This is a genomic window from Henriciella sp., assembly GCF_029937755.1.
Lineage (GTDB): Bacteria > Pseudomonadota > Alphaproteobacteria > Caulobacterales > Hyphomonadaceae > Henriciella.
Window position 1 is genome coordinate 24,084 of the sequence record NZ_JAPYPG010000009.1, and the last position, 13,035, is coordinate 37,118.

11 protein-coding genes are annotated in these 13,035 nt (G+C 56.5%); 9 read left to right on the forward strand and 2 right to left on the reverse strand.

From position 1 onward, the window contains the following. Positions 1 to 39: 39 nt before the first annotated feature. The 5 genes from Q1K29_RS15985 (at position 40) to Q1K29_RS16005 (ending at position 4,535) form a co-directional block, all read left to right on the forward strand. On the forward strand, positions 40 to 1,314 hold the full coding sequence (locus tag Q1K29_RS15985; protein WP_119377442.1) for a cyclopropane-fatty-acyl-phospholipid synthase family protein: 1,275 nt from the start codon (positions 40 to 42) through the stop codon (positions 1,312 to 1,314). Next, positions 1,280 to 2,083 carry a polyphosphate kinase 2 gene (ppk2, locus tag Q1K29_RS15990; protein WP_119377441.1) on the forward strand — a complete coding sequence of 268 codons (804 nt, stop codon included), beginning with the start codon at positions 1,280 to 1,282 and terminating at the stop codon, positions 2,081 to 2,083. The genes Q1K29_RS15985 and ppk2 overlap by 35 nt, the downstream gene beginning before the upstream one ends. A gap of 291 nt (positions 2,084 to 2,374) precedes the next feature. Then, positions 2,375 to 2,587 carry a hypothetical protein gene (locus Q1K29_RS15995; RefSeq protein WP_035542146.1) on the forward strand — a complete coding sequence of 71 codons (213 nt, stop codon included), beginning with the start codon at positions 2,375 to 2,377 and terminating at the stop codon, positions 2,585 to 2,587. Positions 2,588 to 2,690: 103 nt separating this feature from the next. Beyond that, positions 2,691 to 3,731, forward strand: a complete 1,041-nt coding sequence (locus Q1K29_RS16000) for an inorganic phosphate transporter (protein ID WP_119377440.1) — start codon at positions 2,691 to 2,693, stop codon at positions 3,729 to 3,731. A gap of 33 nt (positions 3,732 to 3,764) precedes the next feature. Then, positions 3,765 to 4,535, forward strand: coding sequence for a DUF47 family protein (locus Q1K29_RS16005; RefSeq protein ID WP_233353209.1), 771 nt, complete (start codon positions 3,765 to 3,767; stop codon positions 4,533 to 4,535). A 1,008-nt stretch (positions 4,536 to 5,543) separates the two neighbouring features. On the opposite strand, the gene nhaA is transcribed toward Q1K29_RS16005, so the two are convergent. Next, complete coding sequence (gene nhaA, locus Q1K29_RS16010; RefSeq protein WP_233353208.1) at positions 5,544 to 6,779, reverse strand: Na+/H+ antiporter NhaA; 1,236 nt, start codon at positions 6,777 to 6,779, stop codon at positions 5,544 to 5,546. A 271-nt stretch (positions 6,780 to 7,050) separates the two neighbouring features. Here nhaA and Q1K29_RS16015 point away from each other — a divergent pair, with 271 nt between their 5' ends. Both Q1K29_RS16015 and Q1K29_RS16020 read left to right on the forward strand, forming a co-directional pair. Next, the gene (locus tag Q1K29_RS16015; protein WP_233349726.1) at positions 7,051 to 8,220 is read left to right on the forward strand and encodes a hydroxyacid dehydrogenase; all 1,170 of its coding nucleotides are present in this window, start codon (positions 7,051 to 7,053) and stop codon (positions 8,218 to 8,220) included. Next, positions 8,213 to 9,250, forward strand: a complete 1,038-nt coding sequence (locus tag Q1K29_RS16020) for a type II glyceraldehyde-3-phosphate dehydrogenase (protein WP_119377439.1) — start codon at positions 8,213 to 8,215, stop codon at positions 9,248 to 9,250. The genes Q1K29_RS16015 and Q1K29_RS16020 overlap by 8 nt, the downstream gene beginning before the upstream one ends. Before the next feature lie 106 nt (positions 9,251 to 9,356). On the opposite strand, the gene Q1K29_RS16025 is transcribed toward Q1K29_RS16020, so the two are convergent. Next, positions 9,357 to 9,995, reverse strand: coding sequence for a class I SAM-dependent methyltransferase (locus Q1K29_RS16025; protein WP_300396106.1), 639 nt, complete (start codon positions 9,993 to 9,995; stop codon positions 9,357 to 9,359). 310 nt (positions 9,996 to 10,305) lie between these two features. On the opposite strand from Q1K29_RS16025, the gene Q1K29_RS16030 reads away from it, so the two are divergent. Next, positions 10,306 to 11,553 carry a hypothetical protein gene (locus tag Q1K29_RS16030; RefSeq protein WP_045656391.1) on the forward strand — a complete coding sequence of 416 codons (1,248 nt, stop codon included), beginning with the start codon at positions 10,306 to 10,308 and terminating at the stop codon, positions 11,551 to 11,553. Positions 11,554 to 11,569: 16 nt separating this feature from the next. Then, a complete protein-coding gene (locus Q1K29_RS16035; RefSeq protein WP_119377437.1) occupies positions 11,570 to 13,015 on the forward strand; it encodes a YfcC family protein in 1,446 nt (481 codons plus the stop codon). Positions 13,016 to 13,035: the final 20 nt, after the last annotated feature.

The window sequence follows — 13,035 nt, forward strand, 5'->3', positions numbered from 1 at the left end:
CGGACGTTGCGCTTGCGCCAGACGAGAAGGATTTTCCCAATGAGCCTTTGGAGTGCAATCGCCAGGAGCCGGCTTGACCGATCTATTCGCAAAGGATGCCTGGAAGTCACGTTTCCAAATGGCGCGACGTCCCTCTTCGGCTCATACTGCGTTAGCCCGATCCGTATCGCAATCAAATCGGAAGCATGGCTTCGCCGCATCCTGCTCGATCCGGAACTGCAGCTCGGCGAGGCCTATATGGAGGGGGGGCTGGTGCTGGAAGCGGGCGACCTTTATGATCTGCTGGATATTTTCTGGACGAATATATTGTCTGATGGCAGCCCGAGTGCCTCGCTACCGGCATTCCTCAGAAAGACGTTTCGGGCGGTCGCGCAGTTCAATCCACGCGCACGCTCGGCTCGAAATGTCGCGCACCATTATGATATCGGCAACGATCTTTACCGCCTCTTCCTCGATGAGGACATGCAGTATTCATGCGCCTACTTCCCTGACCCGGAGACGTCTCTGGCCGATGCACAACGCTTCAAGAAAGATCATGTCGCACGCAAGCTGTGCCTGAAACCGGGCGACACTGTGCTCGATATCGGATGCGGGTGGGGCGGACTGGCCTTACATCTTGCCGGCCGTGAAAATGTCCGTGTTCACGGGGTCACTCTGTCATGCGAGCAGCATTGCCTTGCCCGCGAGCGCGCGGACGACATGGGCGTCAGCGACAGAGTGGAGTTCGAGCTTCAGGATTATCGCAATCTGACCGGGCGTTATGACCGTATCGTCTCGGTAGGCATGTTTGAGCATGTCGGTGTGCCGCACTATCGCGAATATTTCGATCAGATTGCGACGTGCCTGAAAGATAACGGCACGGCGCTCATTCACACGATTGGGCGGACCCCAGGACCGGGAGCGACGAATCCATGGATCGCCCGCCACATTTTTCCAGGCGGTTACATACCGGCGCTATCTGAAATCCTGCCTGCGATCGAAAAAGCCGGCCTGATGGTCCTCGATGTTGAAATCCTGCGCCTGCACTATGCAGAAACCCTCAAAGCCTGGCGATCACGGTTTCTCGCGCGAGCAGACGAGGCCAAAGCGCTCTATGATGATCGCTTTGTACGTATGTGGGATTTCTACCTCGTGTGCAGTGAATTGTCATTCCGGCATGGCGTCCACAACGTCTTCCAGCTTCAACTCGCCAAACGCCAGGATGCTGTGCCGCTGACACGCGACTATCTGTATCGGACTGAGCCCGCGCGTGGCCCCCTTCGACAGGTGTCGCCCGTAAATGATGAAAGACCGTTCGCCAATGCCCAGAGATGACAAAAAAGAGGCAGGACGCTCCAAGAAAGTCTACAAACATGACTTGCGTGACCTGCAGATTGAGCTTGTCAAAATTCAGCGACGGGCAATAGCGCATAACCATCGTATACTAATAATATTTGAAGGACGGGATGCGGCTGGCAAAGACGGCATCATCAAGCGGATCACCGAACATCTCAGTCCGCGAGAGACGCGCGTCGTTGCGCTTGGAAAGCCGTCAGACCGGGACACGCGGAGCTGGTATTTCCAACGCTACGCGTCGCATTTGCCAGCCGATGGAGAAATCGTCCTGTTCAATCGGTCATGGTACAATCGCGCCGGGGTGGAACGGGTCATGGGATTTGCCAGTGATGACCAGGTTGAAGCGTTTTATGACAATGTTGGCGCGTTCGAAAAAATGCTGGTTGGCGACGGAACCCAGATTCTCAAATACTATCTCGACATAAGCAAGCCTGAACAGTCGCGCCGCCTCGCAGACCGTGATAAAGATCCGCTCAAACAATGGAAGAAAAGCCCGATTGATGCGGTCGCACTCGAAAAGTGGGATGACTATACGGCTGCGCGCGATGACATGCTGCGTCGTACGGACTTGACGCACGCGCCGTGGTTTGCCGTTCACACCGACGACAAGCGCCAGGCGCGATTGAATACGATCCGGCATATCATCAAATCGATTGATTGTCCGGAGACGGACAAGGCCCTGGCCGTTCCCGATGAAACAATTGTCTTGCAGGCCACAAAGAAAACCATTGCAGCCCTGCATCGATGATTCACTTCGTCTTCCAGCACACGATGCTAAACGCTGTAACCTGGAACAGGGGCGCACTCTCGACCCGGACTCTTGCCAGCATGGAAATGTCAGAGCAGCCCGTTCGGCTGATTTTCGATGCGGCCGCAGCTCGGTCCAAACAGTTGGAACTGTAACGTATGAGGGCCTCGCGCGTCATATGCGTATCATATCAGAGTAAACTCAAACGTTTGCATCCGTTTGATGTTGATCACCCTATCGCAGACGCGACAATCCGTTTTCCGCGTCGATCGCCGACCAGGAGGCCGCCAGATGACAGACAGTCAGGATCAATGTGACGGGCGACCAGTCATCATGGTCTATGTGCCAATCTTCCGGGAGAAACTGGCAAAGCTGGAACGTCGCGGGGACGGCCATACACCAGAAGCTGTGCGACTTCGCCGGACACTGGCGCGCATAGATCTCGGCCTGACCAAATCGAGATCTTGCGACGATCGCCAGATCCGGTTGACTGCCGCAGAATGAGCTGTCTCTCCCGGCCAAACGAACCCGCGACAGGGAAGCGATTGTGGCGTGTGCGCAGCGCAGCTGCTGTGTCTTCAGTCTCTTAAATCCTGCGGGCGGGTCGATGACCAACACTCTTGTCTTGTTGATCGCCGGAATTCTGATCGTGCTGGCCTATGATTATACCAATGGCCTCCAGGACGCCGCGAATATGCTTGCCACAATTGTCGCCTCGCGAGCAGCAACGCCAATACAAGCCGCGATACTTGTGTCCGTATTCACCTTTCTTGGCCCTGTTCTGGGTGGAACAGCCGTTGCCAATACGATCGGCAACTTTATTGATGTCACTGATCTACAGAATATCGCGTCGCTCACGATTGTGCTTTCAGGCTTGGGGGGCGCAATCGGGTGGAATTTAATTACCTGGTGGTTCGGACTGCCAGCATCCTCTTCTCAAGCGCTCGTAGGCGGTCTGGTTGGGGCTGTGCTGGTTTCTGCCGGACCAGAGCATGTCGTATGGGGGATGTCCGAGTTGAACGCAGGGCGCGTGAGCGGCGTCACCAAGGTCCTGGGTGCGCTGCTTATTTCGCCAGTCCTCGGATTTCTGTTCGGCTGGATTATCCACCGCTTGGTAAGATTTGCGCTGCGCGGCGCTCGTCCGGCCGTCAATCGTAACTTGCGCGGATTTCAATGGGTGGCGACCGCAGCGCTCGCCTTTTCTCATGGTACGAATGACGCTCAAAAGGGGATGGGGATTATCGCCATGTTACTTGTGATCAGCGGCGTCAATGCAGAGTTCACCGTGCCGATTTGGGTGATCCTCGCAAGCGCAACTTCCATCACTTTGGGCACGTTTTCAGGTGGTTGGCGGATCGTTCGAACGCTCGGCTTCGGGATCTACAAAGTCAGACCCATTCATGCGCTTGATGCCCAGCTTGCATCGGCAAGCCTGATTCTGGCCGCGTCCATGACGGGCGCGCCGGTTTCAACCACTCAGGTCGTGAGCACGTCCATAATGGGCATCGGTGCATCTGAGCGTCCAAAGTCGGTCCGCTGGGGCACGGCGCAGCACATCATAGGCGCCTGGCTGATTACCATGCCCGGTGCAGCCGCGATATCGATCGCGCTGTATCTTCTTATGCAAGCGCTTGGCGCAATCGTTTAGCAGGACGCCCTCGGGGCACGCGAGAAAGGAAGTATGATGTCGAAACGCCCAGGTGACGTTAAGCGTCCTCCGAGCCTTGTTCGGATTTTGAACGGACTGTTTCCGCGCACGCCAGATTTTCATCAGTTGCTCAATGATCAATGTGAACTCGTCGTGCAGGGGATGGAGGTTTTTGCTGAATTCATGATGACGGGGGACCAAGCCGCTGCCGACAGGGTTCGCCAGCTCGAACACGAAGGCGACAGTTTGAAAGCAAGAAACATCGATATACTGAACCGTTCCTTCGCAACGCCCTATGATCGTGAAGACATCTACCGCGCGATTACCGCTATCGATGATGGGCTCAACTATGCCAAAACCTCGGTGTGGGAGATGGATGTTCTTGGAGTGAGCCCCGACAAGCCTATGGCTGAAATGGCTGACTTGCTGCTGCAGGGCGCCAGATCACTGCAACGCGGATTCAGTGTTCTGAAAACCAATCCGGGGGAAGCGGAACGCGCCGCAAACGCTGTTCGCAAGACCGAGCGTCACGTTGAGAAAGTCTATCGGCGAGCGATAGCCGAATTATTCAGCCCGCAGCATTATGCCAACGATTTGGCGGCGCGACGCAAGGACCTCAGTGAGGATTTACGACCTTTGCTCGAACCGGACGATAAGGCGAGCTGCGACTCTGTCCTGAAAGGGGTTTCCTTTGTCATGGAGACGCTCAAGCGTCGGGAAATTTATCGCCACCTCTCAAATGCGGCCGATCACTTTGCGCATGCCGGCGATATTCTGCACGATATTACCGTCAAATCCGCCTGATATTGTCGGTCCCTGATATCCTGGCTCAAACCAATCCCCTTGCGCTTTTTGGACTTTGCCGCCCGCAAGCAGACGCGACATTCAGCGAAAGACGCGCGCAATCACTCTTTCTCGTCAACTTTGAACGCCTCGTCATGGCCGCTCCGTATTCCTTCAATGAGGTATCAATTGCCCAGGATCCATCAAAACCAAACCTTAAACAGGCGTAAAGTGAGCACGATCAGTATGGTCCAGCAGCTTAGATAGATTGCTGTGAGCCAAAGTTGCTGATCGGATATGCCTGGGCGTCTGTGGCGAACGCTGCGGATCAAGGCGACAAGGTGAACCGTCAGTCCGAGAAGGGCAATCAGCGCAGCGGTTTCTGCGATATAAGGTGCCACGATTGCACCTAGTCCCACGCCAAACAGGCCAATCCCAAGGCTGGATATGACGCAGGTCAAGACCTTGGGTAAAGTGTGGGAGGAGTGGCTTGAGCCATCGGAAGTTTGCCGGCGGGGACTTTGGTGAGAGTTCATCTTAAACTTTCCTGTATTGTGATGTGGTTCGCCGTCCGAGCCACATCGCAGCCAATAGGACTGCAAGACGAACAGACGCAGACCTTGGCCGCGCATTACACGTTTCAGTTTTTTTGCAGCTAAACGAAACAAGACGTCCAGCCCGCAGGCGCTTCCGCGACATTGCGAGACCCATTCTAGACTCACTCACGAGGCTGGGACCGCAGCCGTTCGCGCCCTCGGAGTGAACGTGCCAAGTCGAAGGCGACGCCACCTAAGGAATCATTGCAGGATTGCGCCCAATATTCGGATATCGTTTCTATCCCAGCTGGCAGGTCGGTGTATCCTGGCTTGCAAGCGGTCCAAATATTTCAGGTGATTGTGTGGTCGATTTGAACGCCTGCGACCGCATCCGGCTCAGCCGTACGAGGTCTTCATCGGTGGGGACGCCAATTGGGTGGCAACACGATTGGCATCGCCGCAAATGGCCAGTAAGGGCGCACCAGCAACATTATCATCGAGCGAATGTCTCATCGGGTCTGAGTGGCTGGAGCCTTTGTCTGGCGGCAGCAAGCAGGCCAAGCCCGGTCACCGCCGAAAGCGTGGACCCGATGATCACACTCAAAGTGACCCCTTGCAAAGCGGTTGGACTATCGAATGCGAGCGCCGCCACGAACAGGCTGATTGTAAACCCAACCCCCGCCAGAAAGGACGCGCCGAGCAAATGCAGCCAGCTGACGCCGAAAGGTCGTTTGCCTAACCCACTCCAGACAGCCAGGCTGGCCGCACCAAATACACCAAGCGGCTTGCCAAGGAAAAGGCCCAGCCCGGCGCCGAGGCTGGCGGGTCCGAGCAGGGAGGATGGCGTTATGCCCGCCAAGTGAATGCCGGAGTTGAAAAAGGCGAAGATCGGGACAACCCCATAAGCGACCCATGGCTTCATGCCCGCTTCGATGACCGCAAGTACGGGGCGCCCATTGATTGTAAGCGGAATGGTCCAGGCCACGAGGACACCGGCAATGGTCGCATGCACGCCTGATTCCAGAACCGCGACCCACACAAATATGCCTATCAGGACATAGGGCGTCATATTTGAAATGCGCATTCGGTTGAACCCGATCAGGACGGCAAGGCCGAAACCAGCCATAGTCAGCGAGACGAGGCTCACCCCCTCAGTATAGAAGAGCGCGATGACAGCCAGCGTTCCGAAATCATCGAATACGGCGAGCGCCATCAGGAAGACTTTCAGACTGGCCGGAACGCGGGCACCAAGTACCGACAAGACGGCGAGTGCGAGTACAATATCGGTCGCGACCGGTACCGCCCAGCCATGTTCGGTGTCCGGATTACCCGCATTGAACATCAGATAGATTGCAGCAGGGGCGAGCATACCGCCCAGTGCGCCAATCGCGGGAAGGGCGATCCTGCGCGGCGATGCAAGGTCGCCGACCAAAACTTCTCGTTTGATTTCGAGCCCGACCGCAAAGAAGAAGAAGACCATCAGGCCCTCATTGATCCAATCGACAAGTGGTTTGGACAGCCCGACCTCTCCGAGTTGAATCGAGAAAGGCGTATGATGGATAAAATCGTAGGTCCCAACAGCCGGAGAATTAACCCAGATAAAAGCGATGGACATGGCTGCGAAAACGGCAAGCGCAGCATGCCGTGTCGACGCGCTTGAATCGGCAGGCAGATGGCCGGCGTCTGCGGTGGCTGCCTTCGGATCTGGAATGAAAGGGGCTTTATCCACACAGTCAGATACGTCTGGTTGGGGTTCACCCCTTGGCCAGGCCGTCAATAGATCAAGGTATCCTGACAAGCGCAAACTATTCGCGTTGTATGAAACCAAGAGCGCTTTTCCCGCGATGGGGGCTGGTGATCAGTTCTGCGCAGCATCATGCCTCGTGAAGAATTTCGTCTGCGTATGAGTGCGCCGGACCACTGCCGCGTATCTGTATTAGTCTTTCATGAAACATGCTGAGCACAGGCGTCGGAAAAAACCGTCATTTACTTTGAGCCAAATGAGCCAGTTCGCACCGGGAAGGCCCCCGATCGCCTGGGTTGCCTCTGCGAAAGAACGCGCTGAATCCGCGGCGGCCCGGCTTCAGTTTCGTACAGGTTGTCGCCATCGAGGAGCATGGTTCAGAGTGATGCAAATTGCGTTTTTCGAAATAGAGCCGCGAGACGCGGCAACGTTTGACAGTCTGAAGCCAGGCAACAGTCTGAGACTGACAGATGAAGCTCTCTCGGCCGGAAATGCCGGCGCCTTCGTTGATGCCGAAATTGTTTCCACCTTCATAAATTCGGCCATCGATCGTGCGGTTCTGGATCAGCTGCCAGCGCTCAAATTGATCGCGACGCGATCGACAGGATTTGACCACATTGACACCGCCCTGTGCGCCGAACGCGGCATTCGTGTCTGCAATGTGCCGGTCTATGGCGAAAATACCGTCGCCGAACATGTCTTCGCCCTCCTCCTTGCACTCAGCCATCGCTTGCTCGAGGCGGTGGAGCGCGCTCGCTCAGGGCCATTCTCTCCTGCCGGACTGACGGGCTTCGATCTCGCCGGTAAGACACTAGGCCTGGTGGGCACCGGCGCCATCGGGCGGCATGTTGTCCGCATTGCTCACGGGTTTGGCATGCATGTTTGTGCATTTGACATCGTGCCGGATTCCGATTTTGCGACGCGCGAGGGCTTTTCTTATCGGACTTTTGACGACCTCCTAACGACCGCAGACATAATATCCCTGCACGTGCCGTCCACGCCTCAGACCCGTCATCTCCTATCTGCGGACGCCTTCATGCGCATGAAGGACGGTGTCGTAATCATCAACACGGCGCGCGGCGACGTGGTCGATAGCCATGCGCTCATCGAGGCTTTAAAGAGCGGAAAGGTGGCGGCGGCCGGACTTGACGTCCTGCCTGATGAACCCATGCTTCGCGAAGAGGCAGAGCTGATCTGTTCGGTTGATTGTGACGGAGATGATCTGCGCACCCTGGTTGCCGACCAGGTTCTATTGCGAATGCCCAATGTGATCGTGACACCTCACTCCGCTTTCAATACGCGAGAAGCCATCGCCCGCATTGCCGAAACCACAATCAAGAACATCAAGACGTATCTAGCGGGCGAGCCGCAAAACCTGGTCGCAACGCAGAAAAATCTGTCACTGAAGGAGCAAGAGCATGTCTGACAAGTCAATCCGGGTCGCCGTAAACGGTTACGGTGTCATCGGCAAACGCGTTGCCGATGCCGTGACACGCCAGGACGATATGCAGCTGGCAGGCATCGCTGATACATCTGTTGACTGGCGGCTGCGTGTCGCGAACCAGCGAGGCTATCGAGTCTTTGCGGCAACCCCAAAGGCGCACACATCGATGAGCAAAGCGGGTATAGTACTGTCAGGCAATTTGGATGACCTCCTGGACGAGGCAGATATTGTCGTCGATTGCACACCGAAACATGTTGCAACCGGAAATGTTGCTCTCTTCCGAAAGCGGGGGCTCAGATTCATTGTACAAGGTGGCGAACCCCACGCCCTTACCGAGCACTCATTCGTCGCCGAATCGAATTTTGACAGCGCTGTGGGCAGATATGAAACGCGGATTGTCTCCTGCAACACGACGTCGATTGTTCGAACGCTCGGCGCGCTGAAACGGGCAGGTTTGCTCAAAAAGGCGCGCGGCACGCTTTTGCGCCGCGCCACCGATCCCTGGGAAAGCCATCAGAGCGGCATCATGAACACGCTAGTCCCGGAACAAAGCATTCCAAGCCATCAAGGCCCGGATGCCCAAAGCGTCGATCCGGATTTCGATGTCGTGACGATGGCGGTCAAGGTGCCGGAAACACTTGCGCATCTGCATTATTGGAACGTTGAACTGTCGCGCGCCGCCGACCGAGAGGAGGTATTGGCGGCATTTCACTCTTCGACGCGTATCGCCATGGTCAGACTGGACGACGGACTGACGGGTATAAACAGTGTCAAGGAACTCATGGCCGACCTGAAACGTCCAAATGACAACCTATACGAAGTCGCTCTTTGGGAAGACCTGGTTACGATTCAGAATAATGAACTCTTTTATGCCTATATGGTCGACAATCAGGCGATCGTCATCCCGGAAACGATTGATGCGATCAGGGCGCTGACAGGGCTTTCGACAGATTCACAAAAATCCATCGCGAAGACCAATGCCGCCCTCGGTATTGGATCGGCGCTCTATTGAAACCGTGATGGCGTGGACCGAGGCGTGTGCGTTGCAAGATCGGTACGTCGCGGCGCCAAACCGCCTGGCAGTGAGCCTAGGGTTTGGTGCCCGAATAGATGGAGATCTATCCGGTCGGCGTGAGCGTGACGCTCTGCTCTTTGGCATGCGTAAATCCCGCACCCCGCATGAATTCGGGCAGCCGGCCGTCCTTGTTGGCTCTGGTGTCGGCATAGCCATCGGTCAGGCGGACCAGGTTGAAAGCAAGCTTCATCGGTATTGAGCGCTGCCGACCGTAATCAGCGATCAGCAACTCGCCACCGGGTTTGAGGAGGCGAAAAGCGTTTGCGAGGATACTTGTTTTAACAGAGACCGGGCACTGGTGGAGCACGAGGCTGATCAGAATCTTGTCCGCGCTTCCCGGCCGGACAATGTGGTCAATCTTTTTGTCGCCCATCGCGGTTACGAATTCGATAGCGGCTCCAGCTCTTACCGCTTTCGCTTCGGCGATCGTTCGTATGTCGGGGTCCGGATCAATTGCGATCATGCGAATGCCAGGCTGCGTTGTTTTGATCAGACACGCCATGCTCGCAGTGCCCGCGCCGATATCGATGATTGTCTCTCCGCCTCTGGGGGCCAAAGCGACGAGCAGCCTGGCTCGCCATGTTTTCTCACGGGTCAGGAGAGCAATGGCGCGATCATAAAGTTCTATCGAACCATGAGGGCCGAGTGCGGGCGTGTAGTTAGGAGCTGGTAACTTGGTCATCACCCGACCCTAGAGCGGAGCAAACCCGCCAGTATTGAATGTTTCAACTGTATTGAAAAACGGCGGCTGTGTAAGTTCCCGGTGTAATGAGTGAGGGAAGGTGGCGTCCATGCCGTATCACCATAAAGGCTGATCGCTCCCATTTGCGGCAGGCTTGGTCCCATGCGCATTGGAGACACCGATGATGAGAAACCTCAAGGCCGACACGTATACGCCTCACTCACACGTGCGTGCGCATTGTCCCCGGGGCCCTGCCTGCAGAACAGCGCTTCTGTCAATTATTGGACTCGGCGTTGCGGCCCTTCCAGCCATGGCCCAGATCAATCTCTACGACAGTGACGTTGTCGCCATTGATGTTGGTCTCGACGCAGCCACAGTCGTTTTTGCGCAAAGCAATCCCTGGTTTGGAGAGCCCGAAGCGAACATCGGTGTCGATACAAGCACATGGGCGGAGTTCGCAGTTGAGCCGCAACTGTACCTGACATTGAAAAATGTATTTGGGGGGGAATTGTCAGCCGGCCTGTCTGCTGTCGGGACGAAGACATACGGCGAGAGCGCAGAAGGTTTCGCCGCCGGGATCAGCGACCCCGGCAAGGCGACGCTCGAAAAGCTCTATGTCGGCTGGAAGGCAGAACTTGGCGAAGATGATTTCTTCGAGGTCATCGGCGGCGATTTTGACTATGAAATTGGTACCGGCTTCCTGATCAAGGATGGTGGCCGTGATGGCGGCGACCGAGGCGGCTTCTACCTGGGTGCCCGTTCGGCGTCGCGCAGCAGCGGCCTCGTTCGCCTGAAGCAAGGAGATCTGCTGCTGGAAGGGTTCTGGCTTGGCAACAATCCGGGCCGGGCCGGTATCAAGGCGCATGTCGGCGGGGTCAATGCCGAGTATGACATCTCCGAGCGCGCCTCAATTGGCGCAACCTATGTCGAAGTTGCCCATTTTGATGACCCGGTCACCGCAAACACAGCCGAGGAACTGAAAACCTACGATGTGCGCGCCGCGATTGACGTCTCTGACCGGTTAACATTTTCTGGCGAGTACGCCCTGCAGGAAGGGGCCGGTTTCTATGAGGGCCAAGGCGGCTACCTTCAAGGCCGCTACAAGCTCGATAGCTTGCCGTTTGAGCCGACAATCACCTATCGCTACGCCGTCGTCACAGGCGATGATCCGTCGACGCCGCAAAATGAAGAATTCGTACCGCTCGCCTACGGCTTCACCGATTACGGCCAATGGTATCAGGGTGAGATCACGGGCAACTGGATTTTCGGGAACTCCAACCAGAAAACCCATATGGTCAAAGGCTCTGCCACGCTGACTGACACCGTGTCGCTGACCGCTTCCTGGCTCAATTTCACTCTGGATGAACCTGGCCAGATCGGTGTGGACGATGAGGCGTTCGGAGACGAAGTCGATATCTTCCTCGACTGGCAGGCGACCGATCGCTTGTTCCTGTCGGCGGCAGCCGCTGTGATGGTGCCGGGCGACGGCGCCAAACAATTTACGGGCGGTGATGAGACCTGGTCTCACTTCATGCTCTACGCATCCGTCGCATTCTAGGAGAGGGGCTGAAAACATGTCAGACTCAATTGAAACGGACGATGCACAGGCCCCATCGAAGGGCTTCAAGTTTCCAACTGCCTATACAATCCTGTTCGCGCTCATTGCCCTCGTTGCGTTGGGGACATGGATTGTACCGGCAGGGCAATATCAGCGAGCGGAGAATGCGGAACTGGGCCGTGAGGTACCGATTCCAGGGACATACGAAACCGTTGATGCCAACCCGCAAGGGATTGTCGATGTATTTCTCGCACCGATTGGCGGGTTCTATAACCCGGACAGCAATCAAGCGCAGGCTATCGATGTCGCGCTGTTCGTGATCATCATCGGTGGATTTCTCGGCGTTGTGACCCGGACAGGCGCCATCGATCATGCAATCGAACGCTGCATGTCGGCCTTGAGGGGGCGAGAGATCTGGATGATCCCGATCCTTATGGCCTTCTTTGCTGTTGGCGGCACGACCTATGGCATGGCCGAAGAATCGCTCGCCTTTTATGGGCTCCTGATACCGGTCATGCTGGCCGCCCGGTTTGATGCCGTCGTCGCCGTTGCCGTTATCCTGCTCGGGGCGGGGATCGGCGTCCTCGGTTCGACGATAAACCCGTTCGCCACGGTTATCGCTTCAAACGCGGCTGGCATCGCGTTTACGGACGGGCTGACCCTGCGGGTTTTCATTCTGGTAACAGGCTGGGCGATCTGTTCGGCCTACGTGATGCGCTACGCCGTCAAGGTGAGAGCAGATCCCTCCAAATCGATCATCGCCGACAAGAAAAACGAAATCGCTGCCCGCTTCAAGAGCGACGGCCATGATCCGGACGCGCCGCTCTCACGATCACAAATCCTGACCCTGATCATTTTCGCTGCGACCTTCGCCATCATGATATGGGGCGTATCTTCGCAAGGCTGGTGGATGGACAAGATGTCGGCCCTGTTCATCGCTGCATCTATCCTTGTCGGGGTCGCCTCCTGGATGGGTGAAGAGGGCTTTATCGACGCCTTCATGGCGGGCGCGAAAGACCTTCTCGGCGTGGCGCTCATAATCGGCATTGCACGCGGAATCGTGGTGATCATGGACGCAGGCAAGATGACGGACACGATCCTGCATGCGGGCGAAGGCGCCTTGAGCGGGCTCGGGCCCATCGGGTTCATCAACACCATGTTCGGGATAGAGCTTGGATTGTCCTTCCTGGTACCATCGTCCTCGGGTCTTGCCGTCTTGAGCATGCCAATCATGGCACCGCTTGCCGATTTCTCGGACGTTGACCGCTCGCTTGTGGTGACCGCCTATCAGTCGGCGAACGGGCTGGTGAACCTCATCAACCCGACCTTTGCGGTCGTCATGGGAGCACTCGCGATTGGCGGTGTGCCCTACCAGCGCTGGCTCCGGTTCATGTGGCCGCTCCTGCTCGGGCTGGTCGTCCTGGTTATGGGGTCTCTGACGATCGCAACCCTGATCAACTGAGCGGGCACAGTCTTCAACGC